The organism is Myxococcus xanthus (genome assembly GCF_013116825.1).
GTDB lineage: Bacteria > Myxococcota > Myxococcia > Myxococcales > Myxococcaceae > Myxococcus > Myxococcus xanthus_B.
In genome coordinates this window covers 1-25,060 of the sequence record NZ_JABFNS010000067.1, presented here as the reverse complement: position 1 = coordinate 25,060, position 25,060 = coordinate 1, and the positions used below count along the sequence as shown (strand labels likewise).

General features: G+C 69.0%; 18 protein-coding genes and 1 pseudogene. 9 read left to right on the top strand and 10 right to left on the bottom strand.

Annotated features, from left to right (window positions below; genetic code table 11):
• The first annotated feature begins 91 nt into the window (after positions 1-91).
• Positions 92-1,132: an AraC family transcriptional regulator gene (locus HNV26_RS20270; protein WP_366816906.1), complete on the top strand. Its 1,041-nt coding sequence runs from the start codon at positions 92-94 to the stop codon at positions 1,130-1,132.
• Positions 1,133-1,162: 30 nt separating this feature from the next.
• On the opposite strand, the gene xdhB is transcribed toward HNV26_RS20270, so the two are convergent.
• The 6 genes from xdhB to HNV26_RS20240 all read right to left on the bottom strand — a co-directional run bounded on the left by xdhB (position 1,163) and on the right by HNV26_RS20240 (position 9,593).
• Entirely contained in the window at positions 1,163-4,984 is a 3,822-nt protein-coding gene (xdhB, locus tag HNV26_RS20265) for a xanthine dehydrogenase molybdopterin binding subunit (protein WP_171442834.1), read from the bottom strand.
• Positions 4,981-5,817 (bottom strand): xanthine dehydrogenase accessory protein XdhC, encoded by an 837-nt coding sequence (gene xdhC / locus HNV26_RS20260; protein ID WP_171442833.1) that lies wholly within the window; start codon positions 5,815-5,817, stop codon positions 4,981-4,983. Before xdhC ends, xdhB begins: the two co-directional genes overlap by 4 nt.
• Positions 5,818-6,008: 191 nt before the next feature.
• Positions 6,009-6,281, bottom strand: coding sequence for a hypothetical protein (locus tag HNV26_RS20255; protein WP_253816835.1), 273 nt, complete (start codon positions 6,279-6,281; stop codon positions 6,009-6,011).
• Positions 6,282-6,477: 196 nt separating this feature from the next.
• Positions 6,478-7,809: a DUF418 domain-containing protein gene (locus HNV26_RS20250; RefSeq protein WP_171442832.1), complete on the bottom strand. Its 1,332-nt coding sequence runs from the start codon at positions 7,807-7,809 to the stop codon at positions 6,478-6,480.
• Positions 7,810-7,935: 126 nt separating this feature from the next.
• Positions 7,936-8,568 carry an endonuclease III gene (nth, locus tag HNV26_RS20245; protein ID WP_171442831.1) on the bottom strand — a complete coding sequence of 211 codons (633 nt, stop codon included), beginning with the start codon at positions 8,566-8,568 and terminating at the stop codon, positions 7,936-7,938.
• A gap of 137 nt (positions 8,569-8,705) precedes the next feature.
• Positions 8,706-9,593, bottom strand: coding sequence for a LysR family transcriptional regulator (locus tag HNV26_RS20240; RefSeq protein WP_171442830.1), 888 nt, complete (start codon positions 9,591-9,593; stop codon positions 8,706-8,708).
• A 119-nt stretch (positions 9,594-9,712) separates the two neighbouring features.
• Here HNV26_RS20240 and HNV26_RS20235 point away from each other — a divergent pair, with 119 nt between their 5' ends.
• On the top strand, positions 9,713-10,117 hold the full coding sequence (locus HNV26_RS20235; protein WP_171442829.1) for a RidA family protein: 405 nt from the start codon (positions 9,713-9,715) through the stop codon (positions 10,115-10,117).
• Positions 10,118-10,286: 169 nt separating this feature from the next.
• Here HNV26_RS20235 and eutB read toward each other — a convergent pair whose 3' ends face one another.
• Positions 10,287-12,611, bottom strand: coding sequence for an ethanolamine ammonia-lyase subunit EutB (gene eutB / locus HNV26_RS20230; RefSeq protein ID WP_171442828.1), 2,325 nt, complete (start codon positions 12,609-12,611; stop codon positions 10,287-10,289).
• 250 nt (positions 12,612-12,861) lie between these two features.
• Here eutB and HNV26_RS20225 point away from each other — a divergent pair, with 250 nt between their 5' ends.
• Both HNV26_RS20225 and HNV26_RS20220 read left to right on the top strand, forming a co-directional pair.
• A complete protein-coding gene (locus HNV26_RS20225) occupies positions 12,862-13,755 on the top strand; it encodes a 1,4-dihydroxy-2-naphthoyl-CoA synthase (RefSeq protein ID WP_002640507.1) in 894 nt (297 codons plus the stop codon).
• A gap of 91 nt (positions 13,756-13,846) precedes the next feature.
• Positions 13,847-14,257, top strand: a complete 411-nt coding sequence (locus tag HNV26_RS20220) for a hypothetical protein (RefSeq protein ID WP_171442827.1) — start codon at positions 13,847-13,849, stop codon at positions 14,255-14,257.
• Between the two features lie 16 nt (positions 14,258-14,273).
• Here HNV26_RS20220 and trhA read toward each other — a convergent pair whose 3' ends face one another.
• Positions 14,274-15,044 (bottom strand): PAQR family membrane homeostasis protein TrhA, encoded by a 771-nt coding sequence (gene trhA / locus HNV26_RS20215; RefSeq protein ID WP_171442853.1) that lies wholly within the window; start codon positions 15,042-15,044, stop codon positions 14,274-14,276.
• Between the two features lie 62 nt (positions 15,045-15,106).
• Complete coding sequence (locus tag HNV26_RS20210) at positions 15,107-15,526, bottom strand: VOC family protein (protein ID WP_171442826.1); 420 nt, start codon at positions 15,524-15,526, stop codon at positions 15,107-15,109.
• 14 nt (positions 15,527-15,540) lie between these two features.
• Between HNV26_RS20210 and HNV26_RS20205 the strand changes: the two genes are divergently transcribed.
• The 4 genes from HNV26_RS20205 to HNV26_RS20190 all read left to right on the top strand — a co-directional run bounded on the left by HNV26_RS20205 (position 15,541) and on the right by HNV26_RS20190 (position 22,550).
• Positions 15,541-16,539 (top strand): hypothetical protein, encoded by a 999-nt coding sequence (locus HNV26_RS20205; protein ID WP_171442825.1) that lies wholly within the window; start codon positions 15,541-15,543, stop codon positions 16,537-16,539.
• Positions 16,540-16,686: 147 nt separating this feature from the next.
• Positions 16,687-20,004 carry a C45 family autoproteolytic acyltransferase/hydrolase gene (locus HNV26_RS20200; RefSeq protein WP_171442824.1) on the top strand — a complete coding sequence of 1,106 codons (3,318 nt, stop codon included), beginning with the start codon at positions 16,687-16,689 and terminating at the stop codon, positions 20,002-20,004.
• Positions 20,005-20,161: 157 nt separating this feature from the next.
• Positions 20,162-22,273 carry a M13 family metallopeptidase gene (locus HNV26_RS20195; protein WP_171442823.1) on the top strand — a complete coding sequence of 704 codons (2,112 nt, stop codon included), beginning with the start codon at positions 20,162-20,164 and terminating at the stop codon, positions 22,271-22,273.
• A 52-nt stretch (positions 22,274-22,325) separates the two neighbouring features.
• Positions 22,326-22,550 carry a hypothetical protein gene (locus HNV26_RS20190; protein WP_140790891.1) on the top strand — a complete coding sequence of 75 codons (225 nt, stop codon included), beginning with the start codon at positions 22,326-22,328 and terminating at the stop codon, positions 22,548-22,550.
• Between the two features lie 24 nt (positions 22,551-22,574).
• On the opposite strand, the gene HNV26_RS20185 is transcribed toward HNV26_RS20190, so the two are convergent.
• Entirely contained in the window at positions 22,575-24,212 is a 1,638-nt protein-coding gene (locus HNV26_RS20185) for a fumarate hydratase (protein ID WP_171442822.1), read from the bottom strand.
• Between the two features lie 250 nt (positions 24,213-24,462).
• On the opposite strand from HNV26_RS20185, the pseudogene HNV26_RS20180 reads away from it, so the two are divergent.
• Positions 24,463-25,060: pseudogene (locus HNV26_RS20180) on the top strand (OmpA family protein); the annotation flags it as partial.

Below are 25,060 nucleotides of genomic sequence, written 5' to 3'. Positions count from 1 at the left end.
CCGAGCGTGCAGGCCCTCCGCCGCCCGCGCACTGACGGATGGCGACAGAACGGCTTGCCGGCCGCGCCAACGCGCCATTAGCGTCCCATGCGTGGCGCAGCTGCCTCCGTCCTCATCCTCCGAGCCATCCTTGTCCGCGCGCATGGCGCGGCAGGCGCTCCGGCTCGCGGCGACGCTGGGGCTGCCGGTGGAGGCGCTCTGCCGGGAGGCGGGCTTCCGGATGGAGGACCTGGACGACCCGGAGCTGCGAATCCCCTACGCCGCGTTGGACGGCCTCCTGGAGCGGGCGGCGGAGCTGTCCGGGGACGCCAACCTGGGGCTGCACATCGCCCGCGTGGACGTGGTGGACCTGGATGACCCGGCCACCTTCGTCGTCCTCACCTGCGCGACGCTGCGGGAAGCCATGGAGCGGGGCTGCCGCTACCAGCGCGTCTGGGGAGACGGAGAGCGCTTCCTGCTGGAAGAGACGGAGCGTGGCGTGCGAATGCGCTTCACGCCCGTGGGCGCGCCCCGGCCCGCGCACCGGCACCTGGTGGACGCGGCGCTGGTGCAGTTCGCCACCGGCGTGAGGGCCTTCACCGGCGTGGACGTCCGGCCGCTCGTCGTGCGCTTCACCCACGCCGCGCCCGCGGACCTCCGCGAGCACGAGGCGCTCTTCGGGTGTCCCATGGAGTTCGGCGCCCCCTTCAACGCCATCGAGTTCTCTTTCGAGGACGCCCAGCGGCCCTTCATCCACGCGAACGCGCTGCTCAACGCCATGTTCCAACGGCAGGCCCAGCGCGCGTTGGAGCGGCTGCCGGACGTGTCCACGACCACTGAGCGCGTCCGGCAGCAGGTCCGGCGCGAGCTGGCCGGCGGGGACTTCTCCTTCGTGGCCGTTGCCCGGGCCCTGCGGCAGCCGCCGCGGACGCTCCAGCGGCGGCTCGCGGGCGAGGGGCAGAGCTACGCGGCCATCGTCGAAGCCCTGCGCCGCGAGCTGTCCGAGTCCTACCTCCAGCGCCGCATGTCCATCGCCGAGGTGTCCTTCCTCCTCGGCTATGCGGACCCGGTGGCCTTCCACCGCGCCTTCAAGCGCTGGTGGGGGGTGAGCCCGGAGGGCTTCCGGAGGGAGCGGCTCCAGGCCCCACGCTGAGCCTGGACCGTTGTCCGTCCGGGCGGCGTCTCAGGCCGCCTCGCGCCCGCCCGCCGCCGCCGCGCGCGCCAGCCGCTTCTGGATGGCGAGGAACAGCGCCTCGTGCGTGGCCGGGGAGGCCAGCTCCACCTCGCCACCGGCCTGGCCGAACGCGGCCACCGCCTCACGCAGGGCCTCGCGCGCGGACATGGCCAGCATCAGGGGGGGCTCGCCCACGGCCTTGCTGCCGTGGATGGTGTTGTGCTGGTGCGCCCGCTCCAGCAGCCGCACCCGGAAGTCGATGGGCGCGTCGCTGAAGGCCGGCACCGCGTAGGTGCTGGCGGAGTGCGTGAGCAGCCGGCCATTCGCGTCCCAGCGAAGCTCCTCGCCCGTGAGCCAGCCCAGGCCCTGGACGAAGCCGCCTTCAATCTGCCCACGGTCCACGGCGGGGTTGAGCGAATCGCCCACGTCCTCCAGCAGGTCCACGCGCAGGACTCGCTTGACGCCCGTGTGGCCGTCCACCTCCACCTCGCACACCGCCGCACCGTAGGCGAAGTAGAGGAAGGGGCGTCCGCGGCCCTTGGCCTTGTCGTAGCCGATGCCCGGCGTCTGGTAGTAGCCCGTCGAGGACAGACCCACCCGGGACAGGTACGCCGCCTCCACCACGTCCGCGAAGGGCAGGGAGAGCTCGGGCTCACCGCGCAGGCCCACCTTCCCGTCGTTGAACAGCAGGGCATCCGGCGCCACGCTGCGCCCGTGCCGGTCCGACATCAGCCGCACGGCCACCGGGGCCAGCCGCTCCCGCAGGGTGACGCAGGCCACCCGCACGGCGGCGCCGTTCAGGTCGGAGCCGCTGGAGGCCGCGGTGGCGGAGGTGTTGGGCACCTTGTCCGTCGCCGTCTTCGCCATCCGAAGGGCGTCCGCCGTGACGCCCAGCTCGCGCATGACCACGCCCAGCACCTTGGTGTGCAGGCCCTGGCCCATCTCCGTGCCGCCGTGGGACACCATGACCGAGCCATCCCGGTACACGTGCACCAACGCGCCGGCCTGGTTGAGGAAGGTGGCGGTGAAGGAGATGCCGAACTTCATCGGGGTGATGGCCAGTCCCCGCTTGATGAAGGGGGATTGGGCGTTGAACGCCGCCACGTCGCGTTGCCGGCGCTCGAACTCCGACGACTTCTTGAGCTCCTCCCAGACGCGGAGGATTCGCTCGTCCTCCAGCTCCTGGCCGTAGTGCGTGGTGTTCGTCTCCCCGGTGCCGCGGTAGAGGTTGCGCTCGCGGACCTCGTCCGCCGGCAGCCCCACGGCCCGGGCCACGCGGGCCAGGACCTCCTCCGTCACCAGCATGCCCTGCGGACCACCGAAGCCGCGGAAGGCGGTGTTGGAGACGAGGTGTGTCTTCGCCACCCGCCCGGAGTAGGCCAGCGCCGGCACGTAGTACGCGTTGTCCAGGTGGAACAGCGCGCGGTCCAGGATGGACTCGGACAGGTCCAGGGACCAGCCACCGTTGGATACCAACTGGACGCGCAGGGCCAGCAGCCGTCCCTGGTCGTCGAAGCCCACCTCGTAGGCGGCATGGAACGGGTGGCGCTTGCCCGTCACCGCCATGTCCACGTCGCGGTCCAGCATCCACCGCACCGGGCGCCCCGTGTGCCACGCGGCCAGCGCGACGAACGCGGCGGGCGCGTTGCCCTGCGTTTCTTTTCCGCCGAAGCCGCCGCCCATGCGGGGGGACTGCACCACCACGCGGCTGCGCGGCAGGTGCAGCACGTGGGAGATGATGGCCTGCACCTCGGACGGGTGCTGGGTGGAGGACACGACGGTGATGTCGCCGTCGTCACCGCGCTCGGCGAAGGCGGCCTGCGTCTCCAGGTAGAAATGCTCCTGCCCGCCAATGGCCAGCGTGCCCGACAGGCGCTGGGGGCTGCTGTCCAGCGCGGCGTCCACGTCGCCCCGGCGGATGACGTGCGGCTCGGTGTGGTAGCTGCTCCGCGCCACGGCGTCCTCCACCGTGAGGATGGCGGGCAGGGGCTCGTACTCCACCTCCACGGCGCGGGCGCCCGCGCGGCAGGCTTCGACGGACTCGCCCACGACCAGCGCGACAATCTGCCCGTGGAAGAGCACCTCGCGGTCCGCCAGCAGCGGCTCGTCGTGACGGATGGGGCCGGTGTCGTTCATGCCGGGGATGTCCTCGGCCATGAGCACCTTCACCACGCCGGGCACCTTGCGCGCCGCCGTGGGATCTCTCTTGAGGATGCGGGCGTGCGCATGGGGCGAGCACACCGGCCAGACCTCCAGCATGGGCCGCTTCTGCGCCATGTCGTCCACGTACCGCGCGCTGCCCGTCACGTGGCCCAGCGCGCTCTCATGCCGCAGCGCGCGTCCCGCGTCCGCGGGGGCCTGGACCTCACCCGCGTCGAAGCCCGGCGCGGCGTCCAGGGCCGGGCTGTGCGAGCCGGAGAAGAACTTCTCCAGCAGGCCCGCCACCAGTCCCCGCCGGTACTCCGCGCTGCCGCGCAGGTCGCTGATGGGCGTGATTTCCTCCGCGAGCACGGGCAGCACGCGCGCCACTGTCTCGGCCGTCCAGGGCTGCCCCGTGAGCACCGCCTCCGCGCGGCGCGCACGCACCGGCGTGGCCGCGACGCCGCCGTAGCCCAGGCGCGCCAGCTTCACCACGCCGCCCGCGTCCAGCTCCACGCGGAAGCCCGCGGCGACGATGCTGATGTCCAGCTCGCGCCGCTTGGACACCTTGAAGGAGTCGGAGAGCCGCCGGCCGCCCTCGGGCACGGCGGCGTGGGGGATGAGGATGTGGCGGACGACCTCGTCCGATTGGAGCGCCGTCTTCCGGTAGGCGATGAAGAAGTCGGACAACGCCACCGTGCGCTCGCCCCGCACCGAGCCCAGGACGAGCGAGGCATCCAGGGCGAGCAACACCGGCGCCATGTCCCCAATGGGCGACGCGGTCACCAGGTTGCCCGCCAGCGTGGCGCGCTGGCGAATCTGCCGGGAGGCGAAGACGTTGAGCATCTTCTTCACCTCGGGCAGCTCGTCACCCAGGGCCTCTTCCAGAGCCACCAGCGAGGCCGCGCCGCCCACGTACCAGCCATCCTCCCCACGGCGGACCGCGCGCAGGGACTCCACGCCCTCGGTGGAGATGAGGAAGGGGTAGCGGCGGGACTTCTTGGTGATGTCCACGCCCAACTCCGTGGCGCCCGCCACCAGGTGGGCCTCCGGGTGCTTCGCGCGCAGGTCGAGCAACTCCTCCCAGGACGTGGGGCGCAGGAAGGTCTGTCCGCCGGCCTCGTAGCGCAGCGGGGACAGGGGCTCGGCGGGACCTTCGAGCGGCGCGGAGGGGATCGCCGTGGCGGGCGCCGGTCCTTCGTCGCGCTGGGCCAACGCCTCCATCATCGCGTCGCGAATGGGGCGGTAGCCGGTGCAGCGACAGAGGTTGCCACAGAGCTGGTCCGCCACGGCTGCCGGGGTACAGACGTCCTTGCGGGAGTACGCCTCCGCCATGGAGACGATGAAGCCCGGCGTGCAGAAGCCACACTGCGAACCGTAGTGCTTCACCATGGCCTGCTGTACCGGGTGGGGCTTCTCGCAGCTGCCCACGCCCTCCACCGTCACCAGCTCACGGCCGGCCACCATGGGTACCAGGGCGATGCAGGCGTTGAAGGCGCGCAGGCAGCGGTTGCCCTGGGCGTCCCGGTCCACCAGGGCCACGGTGCAGGCACCGCAGTCGCCCTCGGCGCAGCCCTGCTTGGTGCCGGTGAGGCCGCGGGCGCGCAGGACGTCGAGCAGCGTGGTGTTGGGGGAGACGCCATCGACGCGGACCGCCGCGCCATTGAGCTGGAACTCGAACATGTTGCTCATTCTCCTGACGAGCCCCCGCGCAGGCGGGGCGGCTCCGAGGGCGGGGCCTCGGCGGTAGTTTCGGTGTCTGCGCCCTGGTGATGGAGCTGGAGGAGTCCGGCGGCGATGCTCACCGCGACTTCCTGGGGCGACTTGCCGCCAATCTCCAGCCCCATGGGGCAGCGCACGCGGGCCAGCTGCGCCGCCGTCGCGCCCCGGGCCTCCAGGCGCTGACGGAAGCGGGCCCACTTGGTGTTGCTTCCAATGAGGCCCACGTAGCGCGCGGGCTTCTCCAAGGCGAAGGCGATGATGTCCTGGTCCAGGTCATGCCGGTGCGTCATCACCGCGATGTACGTGCGGCGCGCGTCCCAGACCGCGCGCGAGGCGAAGACGTCCCACGGCTCCTCGTGGCGGATGACCGAGGCGGGGATGCGCTCGCCGTGGACCCATTCGGGGCGCTCGTCGACGAGGTGGACCTGGAAGGGGGTGCCGTCCAACGTGCGGCACAGGGCCTGACCCACGTGGCCGGCGCCAAAAAGGTACAGGCGCGGGCCGTGGTTCACCGGCTCCATGAAGACGTCCACCACGCCGCCACAGCATTGGCCGAGCTTCGAGCCCAGCGGATACCGGTGCGCACGGGGTTCCCCTTTCTCCAGGCAGGCGCGGGCGTCAGCGAGGACGAGCTGCTCCAGGTGGCCACCGCCCACGGTGCCGTGGAACGTCCCGTCCGCGCGGACGAGCAGCTTCGCGCCAGGCTTGGCGGGGGTACTTCCCTGACACACCGTCACGGTCGCCACGGCGAACGGAACATCGTCCCGCGACCACTCCGCCAACTGGCGGATCCAATCCCACATTGTCCGGCGGAGTCTGCCACAGGCCGGGCTGCCCACGTCACATCCATGAAACGGAGTCCGGCTCAAAACGCGTAGCGCACCTGGCGGCGGGCCCGCATTTCCTTGAATTCAGCGACCAGGCGGCCCTTGAGTCCAGTGCGGTAGCGCACGTTGTGGACTCCGCCCGCTGTTGTGCGGCGACGGGGAAGTGCTCACTGCTCGCGCAGGGAGAAGCTCCAGGCCACCTCACGCTGCAGGTAGGGCTGCTGAGACTTGAGCTCCGCGGCATACGCCCCGGACGATGGGGCCGTGAAGGTGTGGTCCCCCGTTTCCCACTCGTACGCCAGGGCGACCTGCGCGCCGAGGGGATCAAGGATCCGGATGGTCGTTCTGTCGCCGCGCACGACGTAGGTCCGGCTCGCCTCCAAATCGAAGGAAAGGACGTCCACGTCCGAGCCCAACTCGAAGACGCCGGTCACGTTCACGGGAACTTCTGGGCCGGGCTCTTCATCACCGGCACAGGGGGGGAGTACGACAAGCTGGATGTGCGGCTGCTCAACGGTTCGGGGAGCGAAACCCTCCGCGAGCGCGCCTTCCATCTTTGGATTGGCTTTGGTTTCCGGGTGAGGGTGGCTGCTCCTCACCCAGCGGTCACGAATTGACGTCGCCGGGTCGAGCCCGTCACGCCGTCGCGGGCGCGGGCGGCGTGTCGGACGCGGCGCGCCGCATGGGCTGAGCCTTCCCATACGTCAAAGAGCGCCACGCCCACTCCACCGGACCGAAGCGGAAGCGTGACAGCCACAGGTGGCTCCACAGCACCTGGACGCAGAAGACGCCCACGCAGATGACGACACACGCGAAGGGGCCCTGCTTGCCCACCTGTCCCAGGCCATAGCCATAGAAGATGAGCAGGCTGATGACTGTCTGCGACAGGTAGTTCGTCAGCGCCATGCGTCCCGCGGGCGCGAGCAGCCCCAGCGCTCGCTGCCAGGTGGCGCGCTGGAAGAGCAGGGTGATACCCGCCAGATACACGCCCGCGAGCCCCACCTGTGCCAGGTTGCGCAGCGGCGCCAGCACCAGGGGCAGCCACACGGGCATCGTCTCCGGCGTGAGCACCTTCTTCTGCATGAGCACCGTCACCACCACGCCGGGCACGGAGCCCACCACCGCGGCCACCAGCCCCCAGCCGAGCAGGCGGCGAAAGAAACCCAGGTGCGAGGGGACGTCCTGGAAGATGCCGCGCCGTCCCGCCCAGAGCCCGAGCGCGAAGCGGCCCAGACAGGTCAGCAGTCCGGCCAGCATCATCGTGAAGAACTCATCGCGGTAGAACCCGGCGCTGGTCTTCGTCACGTCCCACCAGCTTCCCCCGGTGATGGCCGTCAGCATCCGCGCGTGGATGGCGGAGGTCTTCTCACGGGCCGCGGCCATGATCGCGGCACCGGCCTCGGGTGAGTCCGCCAGGAGCTGCGGCAGCCGCCAGACGAGGCTCATGAGCAGCGGCCACACCAGGACGAGCACCGCCGCGATGATGAGCAGCGTCCGCTCCGAACGCCGCCGCAGGAGCAGCAGGCAGAAGCCCATCAGCGCATAGGATGAGAGGATGTCGCCGTACCAGAGCAGGAACAGGTGCAGGACACCCACCACCAGCAAGACTGTCAGCCGCCTCACATAGAGCGGGACGAAGCCACCACCTCGCGCCTCGGCCCGGCCGAGCTGCACCGCGAAACCCAGGCCGAAGAGGAAGGCGAAGAGGGTGATGAACTTCCCGGAGACCAGCACCTCGAAGGCATACCGGGTGATGGTGTCCAGGAGCGAGGCATTGGCGATGGACGCCTCGAATTGTTCCCGGGACAGGAACACCCTGCCGCTGAACCACATCTGCACGTTGGAGATGAGGATGCCGAAGAGCGCGAAGCCACGCAGCGCGTCGAGCAACTCCAGGCGCTCACCTGCCTCGACCGGGCGGGCTTCGGTGCGCGGTGCGGAGGCAGCGGAGGAAGGGGCGGTGGGCATGATGGCTGAACAACGTCGTACAGCCATCTCGATTGCGAATTCCCCCCGTTTTTGATGTGCGTCTTTTCGCGTCCCAGGAACGGACGCGAAAAGACACGCATGTCCCACAGTCGGACAGGAATCAGGCTACACGCCGATACGCGGGCACACATCCTTCACGATGCATTCGTCGCATTTTGGCTTCTTTGCGGTGCAGGTGTAACGCCCATGGAGGACGGTGGCGGGGCCGAAGAAGGTCCACTGCTCCTGGGGCACCAGCTTCATCAGGTCTTCTTCAATCGCCTCGGGTTTGTCTTTCTTCGTCAGGCCCAGGCGCTGGCTGACGCGCGCCACGTGGGTGTCGACGATGATGCCGGAGGGGAGATTGAAGGCGGTGTTGAGGACGACGTTGGCCGTCTTCCGCGCCACGCCCGGGAGCGTCACCAGTTCGGCGATGGTGCGGGGGACCTCTCCTCCGAACTTGTCGAGGAGCGCGCGGCTCATGGCCTGCACGGACTTCGTCTTCTGCTTGAAGAAGCCGGTGGGCTTGAGGTCCTCCTCCAGCGCGGCGGTGTCCGCGTCGGCGAAGGCCTGTGGACCCGGGTACTTGGGGAAGACAGTGGCGGTGACGCGGTTGACGCGCTCGTCGGTGCACTGCGCGGCCAGGATGGTGGCGACGAGCAGCTCGAAAGGCGTGGACCAGTTGAGTTCGTAGCGCGCATCCGGATGGGCTTCCCGGAGGCGCTCGAGGAAGAGGGCGGCTTTCTCGGCGGGATTCATGGTGGCGTGAGTGAGCACCACCCTACTCGGAGCGTCTGACATGTGCCACGAGCGTTTCGGCGCCGCCCAGCGAGCGGCGTTGCCGTGTTCTCCTCCGCCTCACGGATACCTGAGGCACCACGGGGCGCCTTCGCGCGCTATTGCTCGACCAACAGGTCGATGAAGCGCCGCACCTTGGCTGGCAGGTGACGCTTGCTCGGGTAGAACGCCATGATCCGGACGACCTCCGTCTCGCATGACGGCAGCAGCGCCTTGAGGCGTCCACGCGCCAGGTCTTCGTCGACCAGAAAACTGGGAAGAAAGGCGATGCCCAGTCCCGCGACAGCCGCGTCCCGGATGGCCTCGCCGCTGTCGAGCCGCAGGCGGCTTCGACCCTCCACCGTCACATAGGAACCACCCTTCGGGCGCAGTCGCCAGCGCTGTCGTCGCGCCCGGCTGCTGAAGAGCAGGCAATCATGCGTCGCCAGCTCCTCCAATGTCTGGGGTTCGCCGCGCGCGGCCAGGTACGACGGGGCGGCGCAGACGAACACCCGATGTTGCGCTACGAGCCGTGACACCAGCCGCGTATCGGTGCTGGTGACATTGATGCGCACGGCCAGGTCGTAACCCTCTTCGATGATATCCGCGACGCGATCGGTGAAGCTCACCTCCACCTGCACGTCGGGCCAGGTCTGCAGATACTTCTTCAGCGCGGGCAGGACATGCAGTCTGCCGAATGCGTCGGGCACGGTGATTCGCAAGACGCCCCGGGGCGTGCCCGTGCGATCTCCGACGCTGGCTTCCGCTTCATCCAACGCCGCCAGGACTTGTTGGCAATGCTCATGGAAGACACGACCATCGTCCGTGAGACTCAGGTGGCGCGTCGTGCGATTGAGCAGACGCACCCCCAGGCGGGATTCCAGCCGGGCCAGGGCCTTGCCAGCCGCCGACCGCGTCAGCCCGATGGCTCGGCCACCGCTGACGAAACTGCCCGCGTCCACGACGGCCATGAAGGCGAAGATCTCATCCAGATGGGCGCGTTTCATGACGGGCTCTCGATTGTAGCCCTCCTGTCGCTGGAGTGGGGAACGCCGTTCGTCAGTGGGCTCGGTATACGCGTCCGGCAATCGCTCCTTTCGTCAACCTCACCCATTGGAGAGCACCCATGCCTGTCACCCTGATGAACCCCGAAGGAATGATGAAGCCCGATGTGTACCGACAGGTGGCGGTCGCCACCGGCAGCAGGCAGGTGCACATCGCAGGGCAGGTCGCGTACGACGCGGATGGGCAGCTCGTCGCACGAGGAGACCTTGCTGGGCAGGTCGCGCAGGCCTACCGCAACGTCGCCATCGCTCTCGCGGCGGCCGGGGCGACGTTCAACGACGTCGTTCGGCTGACGATCTACGTGGTCGACTGGAAGTACGAACGGATGCCGGACTTCCTGGCCGGCATCGAGCAGGTCTCCAAGGAGTTGAACATCGTGCCGGCGCCAGCCTCGCTGATTGGCGTCGCCATGCTCTTCGAGCCGGGCGTCCTCGTCGAGATTGAAGCCACGGCGGTCGTGGACTGACCCACGCCGTACCCCGCCATCGAGCGTCCCACGGTCAATGAATCGACGGGGGCTCGATGGCGGGACTGCATCCACGGCTGTCGGCACGGCGCGACGGTCAAGGACTCGAAGCCGGTGTGAGTGGCCATTGCCCGGGGCGGAGCATCCGCCCCACGTCGTCCCAGGGAGGTCACCCGCCCCGGGGCGCCAGTTGCTGAAGCAGCCGCACTGTCTCCGGCGCCGCCAGTGAGGGCGCATACGCCGTGAGCGCGACCCCGGACACCACGCGGGTGATGTTGTGGTCCACCTTGCCTGGCTGGGACCAGACGGCTCCGGGAGGCGCGGTGATGTACGCGGAGAAGGTGTGGTGGCCGGTGCCGGGCCGTTCGCCAATGACGTGGATGATGCCCCGGTGCCGGGCCGCGTCCTCCAGGCCCGCGTACAGCGCTTCGCCCACGCGGTACCCCGCGCGCACGCGACCGGACGTGAGCACCAGATGCTCTGGACCGGGCTGGTACCCCGCGGCAAGCAGCGCCGCGCGCAGCGCCTCCAGATAGGGCGCGAGCTGTCCCTCGTCCATGATGGCCAGCGCGTTGAGCCCGTCGGACACCATCAACTGCACGTCATACCGTCCCGCATGACGTGCCCTCATCGCGCGCACCGCCTCCAGGGACGCGGCGTCGAGCTGCTCGCCCGTCTCTGGGTGGAGGATGTACTCCGTCCGGTCTTGCGATTTCGAGACCAGCCGCACGCCCTCCGGAACGGTGGTGATGAAGGCGGGCGTCAGCTCCGTCCACAGGCTCTTCTTCGAGTCCGCGTAGACTCGGCGCAACTCCGCGTCCAGCGCGGGTTCCAGGTCCCACGGGTGCGTGCCGTGCCCCCGCGCCATGGGGACGCCGCGCGCGCGAATCGCCGACAGCTGTTGCTCCGCGTCCGCCCGGATGTCCGCCTCCGGCCGGCTGTCGCCCTTCGCGCGCAGGTACTGGAGATAGACCCAGACCGGGTCACCGAAGTGGCGAGTGGGCTTGCCCTCCGCGTCGATGACGCCCAGCCGCTGGAAGAAGGCCCACATCCGGTCATCCACCTTGTAGCCGAACTGCTCGCGGATGCGGACGTGGTCCTGGAACCCGGTGGTGAGGTAGCCCAGCATCGGGTCGTTCTTCGTGGGCAGCGCCATGAGGTACGCCGGATTCGCTGGCATGATGCGCTCGATGCACCAGTCCAGGTCGTCCAGTGATACGTCCATGTGCAGCGTGGAGCAGATGTCCAGGCCAATGGTGAGCCCGTGCAGCTTGCCCATCGCGATGTCTTCCAGGCAGCAGCGCACCAGCTGCTCGCGGGTGCGGAACACCTCCGGCCCGATGAATCCCGCGACGTCGTTGAGGTGCACCCATGGCGCCGCGCCCTGCCGCGCCCGGGACACACGTTGGGACAGGGCCCTCGCGAAGCCGTACTTGCGCGACTCGTGGAGGACCATGTCGTAGCCGTTGCCATGGCCGTTGGTGAAGTCCGCGCCCTGGCCCGTCTCGAAGTAGAGCCCGTAAGGCCCGGTGCGCCCGTCCGCGTAGGCGAGCATCTTCTCCACGGAGATGTCGAAGGTCGCGTTGGCGCTGTCGCTGCCAGCGATGCTCTGGAACCAGACGCCCGTGGTGCCGGGCTGCCGCCGCTCCACCTCCGCCTGCACGTCGATATGGGACAGCACGCAGTGGGGCAGCACGTCCGTCAGTCCGAAGGTCACCAGCACCTCGAGCAGGGCGGACTCGATGGCGGCCACGGACTCCGGCGTGGAGGACACCGGGTTGCATCCCAGCACCACGTCACCCACCGCGTATGAGAAGCCGTCGAACACCTGCCAGCGGATGTCGTCCACGTTGTCAGTGGGCGAGTTGGGCTGGATGCGCGCTCCCATGTAGCCGCGCGCGCCCACCTTGCTGCCTGGTAGCGGGTTGAACACCTTGCTTCCCAGCGCGATGAGCTCCGCGTCACTCATCAGCTTGACGACGCAGCCAATGGCATCGCTGCCCAGCCCGGGGCCGATGGCATGAATGGCCGCCTCGTCGGACTCCAGCAGGAACGTCCTCAGACGTCCCAACGTCCAGTCCGCCGTCAGCGCCGCCGCCTGCGAGTCCTCGGCCTCCAGGCTCAGTGCGTGCAACGCGTCCTGGTGCAAAGGGTATCGCCGCACGTCCGCCAGCCGCGTGTGCCCCAAGAGCCTGCGCGCATTCGCACGCGAGTTCTCATCCGCGGCGGCGACGCCCACGAGCGCGTCGCCTTCCTTGAAGGTGTTGGCCGCGCCCAGCACCTGCTTGTAGAGCACGTCGTCGAAGCCGCCCCGGAGCCGCTGGACGTAGCCGAAGACGTCCTCGCCCGGCTTCACATCTGGGATGTAGACGCCTCCCGGCGTGGGGGTGGACGTCGGTTTTCTCCGGCAGCCCAGAACGGAGGCAGCCGCGCCTCCCACCATCGCGGTCAGCACTGCGCGTCGGTGCAGCAGGAACCTCGGGTCCAGGTGCATGGTTCTCCCTCGCTCAGGACGTGCATGGTGGAAGGGAACACCCCTCGTCTCGCCGCGCACAAGCAGGGCCCGGGGGCTGCCGCGGGTGGCTGTAGGGCACCCGACGGAGCGCTCCGGCCAGGGTCTGAGCACTTCCTCGAGCTTCGGACAGATGGCACCCGTGCGGGCTGCGCGGGCATCCCTGGACGGGCGCTGCCGCTGCGCCTAGGGTCCGCGCGCATCCACTTCTCTCCCCCCGAGTGAGAACACCATGGTCTCGGACATCTTCAATCCGGCGCGCTGGAAGGCCGTCGAGGGCTTCAAGTTCAAGGACATCACCTTCCACCGCGCGGTGGACCAGGGCACGGTCCGTATCGCGTTCAACCGCCCGGAGGTCCGCAACGCCTTCCGGCCCCGCACCGTGGATGAGCTGTCCCGCGCGCTGGAGGCCACGCGCTTCATGACGGACGTGGGGTGCGTGCTCATCACTGGCAACGGGCCGTCGCCCAAGGATGGCGGCTGGGCCTTCTGCTCCGGTGGTGACCAGCGCATCCGCGGCAAGGACGGCTACAAGTACGAGGGCGAGGAGGGTGAGTCCGACCCCGCGCGCCTGGGCCGCCTCCACATCCTGGAGGTCCAGCGGCAGATTCGCTTCCTGCCCAAGGCCGTCATCGCCGTGGTGCCGGGCTGGGCCGTGGGCGGCGGGCACAGCCTTCACGTCGTCTGTGACATGACCATCGCCAGCAAGGAGCACGCGGTGTTCAAGCAGACGGACGCGGACGTGGCGTCGTTCGACGCCGGCTACGGTTCGGCGCTGCTGGCGCGGCAGATTGGCCAGAAGCGGGCGCGGGAGATCTTCTTCGTGGGCGCCAACTACTCGGCGGAGGAGGCCTTCCAGATGGGCATGGTCAACGCCGTGGTGCCCCATGCGCAGTTGGAGGAGTTCGCGCTGGAGTGGGCGGCGGAGATCAACACGAAGAGCCCCACGGCCATCAAGATGTTGAAGTACGCGTTCAACCTGCCCGACGACGGACTGGTGGGCCAGCAGCTCTTCGCGGGCGAGGCCACGCGCCTGGCCTACGGCACCGACGAGGCGCAGGAAGGCCGCGACGCCTTCGTCCAGAAGCGCAAGCGCGACTTCAAGCGCTTCCCCTGGTCGTACTGAAACCGCGGACGGCGAGGCGGCGCGGACGCCCTGGGAATACCCATCCAGGGTGATGGTCGGTGGAAGGGGCCTCGTGTTCTAGGCCTCTTTCATGCCGAAGACGAACCTCTCCGCGTCCCTCCTCATCGTGCTCGCGAGCCTGGCGCTGGGCTGCTCCAGCGGCGCCACGGGCGCTGTCAACCGCCGCGAAGCCTCCACGCCCGTCACGACGTGTCTCGACACCATCTCGTGCTGCCTCCAGCGTCATCCGGCGCAACCTGAGTTGTGCGGTCTCTCGGCCTCGGAAGCCGTCGTGTACCTGGCGGAAATCCAGGCCGTGGCGAAGGAGCGCGAGGCGAGCGGGGACGACGGCGCGAAGGCAGGATGGAAGCGGCGCTGCGTGGACACCCATGCCCGGTGCAGGGACGCGGGGCGGGGACGATGGGTGGGGGACTGCTACGCCTGTTTCGCCCGCTGCGAGCGCGAGCGGGAATGGCCATACGACCGCTGCCACCGGCGGTAGCGCCGTCACGCCGGTGTCAGGCGCCGCCCACGATGTCCAGGATGACGGCGTAGTGCACGCCCGCCGCGGCCACGACGAGCAGGTGGAAGATCTCGTGGTAGCCGAAGACGGTGGGAATCGGGTCGGGCCAGCGGCGCGCGTAGATGACCGCGCCCACGGCGTAGAGCACGCCGCCCACTACGAGCCACGCGACGCGCCCGCCGCCAATCACCTGGTGGAGCCGCAGCATCACCGGCGTGGCCACGGCGCCCAGCGCGACGTAGAGCGCGGAGCGCAGCCCTCGCGAGGTGTGCACGCCCAGGAGCGTGAGGCCCGCGCCCGTCAGCGCGGCGATCCACATCAAACAGAGCAGATACAGGCTGGTGTCACCCGTGGTGTCCAGCGTGGCCATGGGCGTGAATGAGCCCGCGATGAGGATGTAGATGGCCGCGTGGTCGAGGCGCTGGATGCGCCGGTACGCGTCCAGGCCCCAGGTGAAGCGGTGGTAGGTGGCGCTCACGCCGAACATCAGCACCAGGCTGCCACCGAACACGAGGTCAGCCAGGTACTGGGGGCCGCGCGCTGGCAGCAGCGCCAACTGGATGCACCCGAGCAGCGCCGCCACGAAGGCCACGGCGTGGGAGACACCTCGGAGTCGGGGCTTGACGCTCTCGATGAGGAGCAGGGTGTCGGTGCCATCTGGAGACGCCATGACCTGCTCGTAATCATCGCAGGTCACCCTCGCGTCAGCGCGCGGGACATCCCGTCCAGCTTCTGACGCCCGGAGCGCCCGAGCGTCCAGCGGAATACGGCCGCGGGTGCGAACCGGAAGACACCACCGCCGGTTCGCAGCCAGGCAGACGCTCCGCGTCAGAACGCCGGCTTCATCACCACGGACTCCGCTGAGCGCGTCACCGGGCCATGGAACACGGCCTCGATGTTGTTCCCATCCGGGTCCAGGACGAACGCGCCGTAGTAGCCGGGGTGGTAGTTGCGCTCACCCGGCGCCCCGTTGTCCCGGCCGCCCGAGGCGAGCGCCGCCGCGTGGAAGCGGTGGACGGTCTCCCGGTCCTTCGCCTGGAAGGCCAGATGGACGCCGCGCTCGGAGTGGGGCGTCCCTGGGGCCACCCGGTCGACGAACAGCTCGTCGGCGGAGAAGTGGTGGGGACTCTCGCTGAAGAAGGGCACGCCCAACACGTCCAGCACCGCGCGATAGAATCGCTTGCTGGCATCGAGGTCCTGGACGCGCAGATGGACGTGATCGAACAGCCGGCCCTTGTGGAACTCCATGTGGCTCCTTCACGGTGATATGGCGCACGGACGTCGAGCGGTGCGCGGGGAGGCGCGAGGCTGACATGAAACCTCACATGCTGACCTTCTTTTGCGAGTTGGAGGCGGAGCCTCTGCGTGAGCTATTCGCCACTCCTGGCGTCGTGGAGGACCTGGCGGCGCTGGAGGCCGGGGTGAGCCTGGGCCTGCTCGACCTGGGGCCGGAGCGGGCCCAGGTGGTCCAGCGGCTGAACCGGATGGGGATTCCCGTCACGGCGTGGCTGCTGCTGCCCACCGACGAGGGCTACTGGTTTCATGCGGGCAACGTGGCGCAGGCGACGGCGCGCTACGAGGCCTTCCAGGCCTGGACGGCCGAGCACCACTTGGCGTGGGAGGGCGTGGGGCTGGACATCGAGCCGGACATCCGCGAGCTGCGGCGGTGGATGGAAGGCGGATGGCGGCAGTTGGGCGAAATCCTGCCCAGGCTCGTGCAGGGGCGCCGCGTCCGGGACGCGAGGGCAGGGTACGCGCGGCTGATGGAGCGCATCCGCGCGGACGGCTACCGGGTGGATGCCTACCAGTTCCCCATCATCGTGGACGAGCGGGAGTCGCGCTCCACGCTAGTGCAACGGCTGGCGGGGGTGCTCGACCTGCCGGCGGACCGTGAGGTCCTCATGCTCTACACCAGCTTCCTGCGGCCCCATGGCCCCTCCGTGCTTTGGAGCTACGGGCCCGGAAGTCAGTCCCTGGCGGTGGGCGTCACCGGCGGGGGCGTGGAGCTACCTGGCGCCTTCGCCGCGAAGCCCCTGGATTGGACGGAGTTCTCGCGCGACCTGCGTCTGGCGGTGCGCTGGACGCATGACCTCCACGTCTTCAGCCTGGAGGGCTGCGTCCAACAGGGCTTCCTGAACCGGCTCCGCACCTTCGACTGGGATGCGCCCGTCACCCCGCCAGCGACCGCGGCGCGCCGGGTGGACGCCGTGCGGCGCGCGGCCCGGCTGCTGCTCCGCACGAGCGCCTGGGTCCTTCGCTGAAGGACGGACGGGCGGACAGCGCGGTAGCCGCCGTGCGTCATCGCCGTGTCGTGGAGCATCGCGATTGACGCTCGGGGAGGGCGGGGGTGTCATGCGCTCCGGCCACCTCTACCCGTCGCCCGGTGTCCCTGCCGGGCTGGGAGCCTCATGTCCTCCTTTCGCATGACGTCCAAGCTGCTTGGCGCGCTGCTGCTATCCGGGAGCACGCTTCACGCGGCACCCTCATGGGCCGCCGCGCCCGCCTCCACGCCCGTCGCCGTGCCCAACGGGAACTTCGAGACTGGGGGCGGCTCCGGCGCGCTCCCCGCCTTCTGGAAGTCCCGAGGGCAGGGGAAGGCATCCGGCAGCGCCGCGGCGAAGGTGGAGGGCGCTCGCGGCCTGGCCATCGAGAACCCGGTGGGCGGCGCCGAGACAACGGTGGAGTCCGAGGCGATGAAGCTCCAGGTGGGCCAGCTCTATCGGCTCAGCGCCTGGGTGCGCACGCGAGGCGTCCAGACGGACCCGCAGGCGCGCTACCCCACGGCGCACGGCGCCTGCCTGTCGATGAAGAGCTTCCCCTTCACCAACTGCTCACCCGCGCCCGCGGCGGAAGCGGGAGGCCGCGCGTCGGTGCTCTTCTTCGCCACCCAGTCCTCGGACCGGGTGCAGCTCCACCTGGGCCGCAACGGCAAGGCCACGGGCACCGCCTGGTTCGACGACGTCCGTATCGAGAAGGTGGACGACATCACCGCCTACATTCCGCTGGAGTCGGTGCGCTGGGCCGGCAAGGGCTTCCGTTATGACGAGGGCGGGTGGATCTACGTCCACATCGAGGGCGAGCCCTACGAGCGGGGCCACCAGTTCGGCCAGCTGGTGCCGCAGGAAATCGTCCGCTACATGGAGAAGCTCGGTATCGAGAAGGACAAGACGGACGCCTCCAAGGGGTGGAACCACCAGCGGCTGCTCGCGGACGCGCTCTTCCTGCGCAAGTACGACGCGGAGTTCCTGGAGGAGATGAAGGGCATCGCGGACGGCGCCAACAGGGCGGGCGCGAAGTTCAAGGACCGCGAGCTGGACCTGCTGGACATCGTCACGCTCAACTCCGCCGTGGACGCGGGGCAGCTCGCCGAGGCGAACCGGGCCACGGGCACGCCGCTCACCGGCCGCACCTTCCTCAAGGCGGAGGAGGACGCGGAGCGGGCGGGGAAGGGGGACCACTGCTCCTCCTTCGTGGCCACCAGGTCCGCCACCCCGGATGGCCGCGCCATCATGGGACAGATTTTCATGTGGGGCGGCTACACGGGCGTGCACTGGGACGTGGTGCTGGACGTGAAGCCCACCAAGGGCCACCGCTTCGTGATGCAGACCTTCCCGGGTGGCATCCACAGCGGCGCGGACTGGTACGTCAACGCCGCCGGCATCGTCATTGGCGAGACGACGGTGGGGCAGTCGCCGTTCGACATGAACGGCACACCCCAGAGCAACCGCATCCGCAAGGCCGCGCAGTACGCGTCGTCCATCGACGACGTCGCCCGCATCATGAAGGACGGCAACAACGGCCTCTACACCAACGACTGGACGTTGGCGGACATGAAGACGGATGAGGGCGCGTGCCTGCTGCTGGGGACGAAGAAGACGCGCCTGTGGCGCACCGGCGGCAAGGGGCAGGCCGGGGACACGCCGGGCAATCTCAAGGACTTCATCTGGGCCAACAACAACAACCGGGATTTGGAGGTGCGCAAGGAGTACGTGCCCAACCCGGACAACGCTCCGGTGGACCTGTCCTTCAACACCTGGAACCGCGACATCGCCTTCTGGGAGTACTACGCGAAGTACGGCAAGAAGGGCTTCGACCTGGACACCGCCATCCGGATGATGGCCTCCAGCCCCATCAACCGGCCCCACGCATGTGATGGCAAGGTCACCACGTCGGAGATGGCCCAGAAGCTGATGTTCCTGGCCCACTACGGCAAGACGACGCTGCGCGAGAAGATGGTGGGCGGCCGGTGGATTCCCGACCTGCCCGGCGCCACGCCGCACCTGTCGCTGGGCTACACGGCCTTCAGCCCCGTCTTCGTCGCGGAGAAGCTGGGGGCCGCGCGCAAGGGGTGGATGCCTCCCGCAGAGCCGGCCGCCCTCAAGCGCGACGTGTCGAAGGTGAAGGACGCGTTCGTCTTCGGCAGGCCCCTGCTGTGGGCCAACACCGTGTTCCCCGCGACGGACGGAGAGAACTGGCTGGTCAGCGGCACCGCCGCGTATTGGAAGCTGCTCAAGGACCTGCCGGCGGACGGAGACACGTCCGACAAGGCCTTCGAGTACCAGCGCAACGCACTGGCAGACCTCAACGCGCGCTACCTCTTCACCACCTCGCGCGAGGCGGACGTGGTGCCGGCCTCCGCGAAGACGGACTACGGCCGCTACGGCGCCTACATGCTGCCGCGCATCAAGGGCACCTTCCTGCTGCACCAGCTCCGGTTGCTGCTGGGCAACGCCCAGTTCTCCAAGGCGATGAACGCCCTGCATGGCCGCTACGCCAACAAGAACGTCACCACCGCGGACTTCAAGCGCGCGGTGCTGGAGGCCACCGGCAGGGACGTGGGCCTCTTCGTGTCGCAGTGGGTGGAGCAGACCGGACTGCCGCAGCCGCGCATCCGAGCCAGCGCCGCGCAGGTGAAGGACGGCTACGAGGTGACGCTGAAGGTGGAGCAGCCTGGCTCGCGCCCCTGGCACTTCGTTGCGATGGTGGAGGTGCGCACCGCGAAGGGCGCCACGCTGGAGCGCGTGGAGGTGAAGGGCCTCAACGAGACGTTCTCCTTCCGCACGGCGGAGCCGCCCGTCCGCGTGGTGTTCAACGCCGGCAATGACATCCCGGTGCCGCGCGAGCACCACCAGACGCTGTCGAATCAGCTCGACGCCTGGGAGAAGCTGCTCCTGGTGCACGGCACGGCGCGCCAGACGGAGTCCATGCGCACGCTGGCGCTGGGCTACCGGGAGGTGCTGGCGGACGCGTTCGTGGAGTACCTGATGCCCATCAAGCCGGACGCCGAGGTGACGGACGCGGAGCTGGCGGACCGGGACCTGGTCCTCTTCGGCGGCGCGGAGGACAACGCGCTGCTGGCGCGGCTGGCGGCGGAGAAGAAGCTCCCCGTGGAGCTGGGGCGGCGCTACTTCCGCTGGCAAGGCAAGACGTACGGCCGCCCGGATGATGGCCTGGCCGTCGCGCTGCCGAACCCGTGGAACCCGAAGCGGTCGATGTACCTGTTCGTGTCCAACAGTGGACTGCAACTCTGGCACATGACGCGCGCCTACCAGCGCGGCCTGCCGGGCTGGGCCCTGTACCGGGGCGCCGAGGTGAGCGCCAAGGGCTTCCACGACGTGGACGCGCTGGCCCAGGACCTCACGGTGACGCCCGTCGCCCCGCCCGCCGCGCCAGCGGCCCCGCCCACGCCTGTACCGGCGCCGGTGCTGGGCCAGTCGCAGCGCTAGCGCACGCCGAGAGGGGCCCCACCGCGCGAAAGGTGCGGGTGGGGCCCGCTCCACGGAATAGGAGACGGTCCCGGGTGTTTTTCCTGCCTGTCCGGAGGGACGACGACCCTCCGCGTCTGGCAGCATTCGCCGCCTCTCACTTCCTCACGGAGCCGCATTGAGCCCCCTGAAGACCTTCTCCCGCCGTGCCTGGGCCCGCAGCGCCTTGGGCACCCTGCTCCTCACCGGTTGTGCCACCACGCAGCAGCCGGCCCCCTCCGATGACGCGCCTCCTCCGGCCGTGCCCGCCGCCGAGGCCGCTTCCACGGAAGCCGTGCGTTCGCTGGGCGTGGAGCTGAAGCACCTGGACCGCGGTGTCCGGCCGCAGGACGACTTCTACGCCTTCGTCAACGGCAACTGGCTGAAGACGACGTCCATCCCGGCGGACCGCGCGCGCTACGGTACCTTCATCGAGCTGGCGGACAAGGCCGAGCTGGCCATGCGCGCCATCATCGAGGAGTCCGCCGCGGCGAAGGAGCGCCACCCCGGCTCCACCGCGCAGAAGGTGGGGGACCTCTACAACAGCTTCATGGACACCCAGCACATCGAGTCGCTGGGCCTGAAGCCGGTGAGCGACGAGTTGGAGCGCGTGAAGGCCGTGAAGCGCGCGGACGCGCTGCCGGAGCTGTTCGCGACGCTGCTGCGCGAAGGCGTGCCGGTGCCGTTCGGCATCTTCGTGGGCCAGGACCAGAAGCAGGCCACGCGTTACACCGTCTACGCCACGCAGCTGGGCCTGGGCCTGCCGGACCGGGACTACTACACCAAGCAGGAGCCGCGCTTCGTCGAGGTCCGCGCCGCGTACGTGGCCTATATCGAGAAGCTGCTCACGCTGGCCGGTGAGAAGAACGCGAAGAAGGCCGCCCAGGACGTGATGGCGTTCGAGACGGCGCTGGCCGCGAAGCAGTGGGACCGGGCACGCAACCGCGACCGCGAGAAGACGTACAACCCCAAGACGGTCGCGGAGCTGGACGCGATGACGCCGGGCTTCTCCTGGGGCCGCTTCCTCAAGGCGTCCGGTGCGGAGGCCACGCCCTCCGTCATCGTCCGTCAGCCGGACTACCTGGAGGCCTTGGGTGGGTTGCTGAAGTCCACGCCGCTGCCGGTCATCAAGCAGTACCTGGCGCTGAAGGTGCTGGACACCCGCGCGCCGCTGCTCAGCAGCGCCTTCGAGCAGGCGCACTTCGAGTTCCGCGGCAAGACGCTGCAGGGCCTGGAGGAGAACCGCCCGCGTTGGAAGCGCGGCGTGGCCCAGGTGAACGAGGTCGTCGGCGAGGCCGTGGGCCAGCTCTACGTGGAGCGCCACTTCAGCCCCGACTCCAAGAAGCGCATGCAGGAGCTGGTGGCCAACCTGCGCGAGGCCTTCCGCAAGGGCATCGACGGACTGGACTGGATGAGCCCCGCCACCAAGGCGCAGGCCCAGGCCAAGCTGGAGAAGTTCGGCGTGAAGATCGGCTACCCGGACAAGTGGCGGGATTACTCGTCGTTGGACATCGTCGCCGGGGATCTGGTGGGCAACGTCCGCCGGGGCGAGCTGTTCGAGCACCAGCGCGCGGTGGGCAAGCTGGGCAAGCCCATCGACCGCGAGGAGTGGGGCATGACGCCGCAGACGGTGAATGCCTACTACAGCTCCACGATGAACGAGATTGTCTTCCCGGCCGCCATCCTCCAGCCGCCGTTCTTCAACCCGGAGGCGGACGACGCGACGAACTACGGCGCCATCGGCGGCGTCATCGGCCACGAGTTCAGCCACGGCTTCGACGACCAGGGCAGCCGCTCCGACGGCGACGGCAACCTGCGTGACTGGTGGACGCCGGAGGACAAGTCGGGCTTCGAGCAGCGCACCAACATGCTGGTGAATCAGTACAACGGCTTCAGCCCGTTGGAGGCCATGAACGTCAACGGCAAGCTCACGCTGGGCGAGAACATCGGCGACCTGAGCGGCCTCACAGTGGCGTACCAGGCCTACAAGCTGTCCACCCAGGGCAAGACGCCGCCCGTCATCGACGGCTTCTCCGGCGACCAGCGCTTCTTCCTGGGCTGGGGGCAGATCTGGCGTGGCGTGTACCGGGACGATGCCATGCGGCAGATGCTGCTGACCGACCCCCACTCGCCGCCGCAGTACCGCGTCAACGGCGTGGTGCGGAACATGCCGGAGTTCTACGAGGCCTTCGGCGTGAAGCAGGGGGACGCCAACTGGCTGCCGCCCGAGCAGCGCGTCAAGATCTGGTAGCCCCGCGGTACGGGCCGGTGGACAGCGGCCACGGGCTGTCTAGGCTGGAGGCGTGAACGCTCTCGCCGTCCGGCTCGTCTGTGGCCTGCTGTTCTCCGTGTTGGTGTTGGGGGCCATCGTGAAGCCCCCTGACAACTTCAGTCAGGGGCTGGGGATGTTGCTCCCCGCCACCATGCTGTTGGGCGTGGCCCTGAAGGGGCCGCGGCGCTCCATCATCCCGAAGCGCCGCGCCTCCGCCACGGCGGCTCCCAAGGTCGGGGAGCCGCCTCGGCCCTGAACGTCCGGGGCGGGTGGCCCCCGTTCAGGCCTTCTTCGCCGCCGACGGCTTGTTGATGTTGGCGAAGAAGTCGTTGCCCTTGTCGTCCACGACGATGAAGGCCGGGAAGTCCACCACTTCAATCTTCCAGACGGCCTCCATGCCCAGCTCGGCGTACTCGAGCACCTCCACCTTGGTGATGCAGTCCTTGGCCAGCCGGGCCGCCGGGCCGCCGATGGAGCCCAGATAGAAGCCACCGTGCTTCTTGCAGGCCTCGGTGACGGCGGGGGAGCGGTTGCCCTTGGCCAGCATCACGAAGCTGCCGCCCGCGGCCTGGAACTGGTCCACGTATGCGTCCATGCGGCCGGCCGTCGTCGGGCCGAAGGAGCCCGAGGCATAGCCTTCCGGCGTCTTCGCCGGGCCCGCGTAGTAGACCATGTAGTCCTTGAGGTACTGGGGCATGCCGTTTCCGGCGTCCAGCACCTCCTTGATCTTCGCGTGGGCGATGTCGCGCGCCACCACCAGGGGGCCGCTGAGCGACAGGCGCGTCTTGATGGGGTAGCGCGACAGCTCCGCGCGAATCTCGCTCATGGGGCGGTTGAGGTCGATCTTCACCACCTCGCCACCCAGCTCCCCGTCCGTCGTCTCCGGCAGGTACTTCGCCGGGTCGGCCTCCAACTGCTCCAGGAAGATGCCGTCCCGGGTGATCTTCCCCAGGATCTGCCGGTCCGCCGAGCACGACACCGCGATGGCCACCGGGCAGGACGCGCCGTGGCGGGGCAGGCGGATGACGCGCACGTCGTGGCAGAAGTACTTGCCGCCGAACTGCGCGCCAATGCCGGTGCGCTGCGTGAGCTTGAGGATCTCCTGCTCCAGCGCCACGTCGCGGAAGCCGCGGCCCAGCTTGTTGCCCTCGGTGGGGAGCGAATCCAGGTAGCGCGCGGAGGCGTACTTGGCCGTCTTCAGCGCGTATTCGGCGGAGGTGCCGCCAATGACGATGGCCAGGTGGTACGGCGGACAGGCCGCGGTGCCCAGCGAGCGGATCTTCGCGTCCACGAAACTCAGCAGGCTCTGCGGGTTGAGCAGCGCCTTCGTCTCCTGGAACAGGTAGCTCTTGTTGGCGGAGCCGCCGCCCTTCGCCATGAAGAGGAACTTGTAGGCGTCACCGTCCGTCGCGTAGAGCTCGATCTGCGCGGGCAGGTTGTTGCCGGTGTTGACCTCCTTGTACATGTCCAGCGGCGCCATCTGCGAGTAGCGCAGGTTCGACGTCTGGTACGTCTCGAACACGCCGCGGGAGATGGCCTCCTCGTCATTGCCGCCGGTGATGACGTACTGGCCCTTCTTGCCCATGACGATGGCGGTGCCCGTGTCCTGGCAGGAGGGCAGCACGCCGCCGGCGGCGATGTTGGCGTTCTTCAGCAGCTCCAGCGCCACGAAGCGGTCGTTGGACGATGCCTCGGGGTCCTCGAGGATGTGGGAGAGCTGCTTCAGGTGCCCGGGGCGCAGCAGGTGCGCGATGTCGCGCATGGCCTCGCGGGTGAGCAGGGTGAGCGCCTCGGGCGCGACCTGGAGAAAGGTGCGGCCGCCGGCTTCGAAGGTGGAGACGTGGTCCTTGGAGAGCAGCCGGTATGGCGTCTCGTCCTTGCCCAGCGGCAGCATGTCCTGGAACTGGAAGTCGGTCATACCCATAGGCGTAGCGCTGATGCGGCCCTCGTGGGTAGCTGGAACTCGTGGCGCGAGAAAACCTCCCAGCATGGGAGCTACAAGTCCCTTCACTCCAGATACAGCCTGATACATGGACAGAGGAGGGAAGGTGGGCGAGGGTTGGCTGGTCGTCAGCCCGGGTGGCGGACAACTCGCGGAGCCGCCAGGTTGTGCGATGCTGTGAGCCCCCGTGGCCGCCATCTCCGTTCCAGTTCCCCTTCTTGTTTTCATGGCCTTGCTCGCCACCTCCGCGCGCGCGGCGGAGCCGTCCGCCGTGGAGCAGCGGGCGCGCGAGGACCTGGACCGTCAGCTCCAGGAGATGGTGAAGACGCCGCCGCCGGAGATCGTCATCTCCTTCGAGGGGCTTCCTGGATCGGGCACGTCGCGTGGCTACAAGCTGGTGGAGGCGGACTTCCTCGTCAACGGCCAGCCCCTGGCCATCCCCGGCCTGGACAAGCTCAACGGCCCCGGGCTGCACCGGCTCGCGGTGCTCACGGTGGAGGAGGGCTCCTACACGCTCGTCTCGCACGTCACCTACGCCAACGAATCCTGGAACCTCTTCAGCGAGGAGAGTGGCTTCCTCTGGAAGCTGACGGCGTCGGTGACGGTGCAGGTGCAGCGCGGCCTGCGGGCGCGGGTGCGGGTGCTGCCCGCCATCAACCCCACCGCGCCGGACCCCCGGCTGAAGCTGAAGCTGTCCCATGACGTGAAGGCGGAGATGACGGCCGCCATGGCGGACGTGGCCATTCCCGACGTGCCGGATGCGGGGGCGCCCGTGGCCGCGGTGGCGCAGGCTCCCACGAAGCCGACCCCGCCCCCCGTGACGC

Coding starts and splice junctions, on each gene's coding strand:
- xdhB (WP_171442834.1), bottom strand. CDS start 4,984: ATGAGCAACATGTTCGAGTTCCAGCTCAATGGCGCGGCGGTCCGCGTC.
- xdhC (WP_171442833.1), bottom strand. CDS start 5,817: ATGTGGGATTGGATCCGCCAGTTGGCGGAGTGGTCGCGGGACGATGTT.
- HNV26_RS20250 (WP_171442832.1), bottom strand. CDS start 7,809: ATGCCCACCGCCCCTTCCTCCGCTGCCTCCGCACCGCGCACCGAAGCC.
- nth (WP_171442831.1), bottom strand. CDS start 8,568: ATGAATCCCGCCGAGAAAGCCGCCCTCTTCCTCGAGCGCCTCCGGGAA.
- HNV26_RS20240 (WP_171442830.1), bottom strand. CDS start 9,593: ATGAAACGCGCCCATCTGGATGAGATCTTCGCCTTCATGGCCGTCGTG.
- HNV26_RS20235 (WP_171442829.1), top strand. CDS start 9,713: ATGCCTGTCACCCTGATGAACCCCGAAGGAATGATGAAGCCCGATGTG.
- eutB (WP_171442828.1), bottom strand. CDS start 12,611: ATGCACCTGGACCCGAGGTTCCTGCTGCACCGACGCGCAGTGCTGACC.
- HNV26_RS20225 (WP_002640507.1), top strand. CDS start 12,862: ATGGTCTCGGACATCTTCAATCCGGCGCGCTGGAAGGCCGTCGAGGGC.
- HNV26_RS20220 (WP_171442827.1), top strand. CDS start 13,847: ATGCCGAAGACGAACCTCTCCGCGTCCCTCCTCATCGTGCTCGCGAGC.
- HNV26_RS20210 (WP_171442826.1), bottom strand. CDS start 15,526: ATGGAGTTCCACAAGGGCCGGCTGTTCGATCACGTCCATCTGCGCGTC.
- HNV26_RS20200 (WP_171442824.1), top strand. CDS start 16,687: ATGTCCTCCTTTCGCATGACGTCCAAGCTGCTTGGCGCGCTGCTGCTA.
- HNV26_RS20185 (WP_171442822.1), bottom strand. CDS start 24,212: ATGACCGACTTCCAGTTCCAGGACATGCTGCCGCTGGGCAAGGACGAG.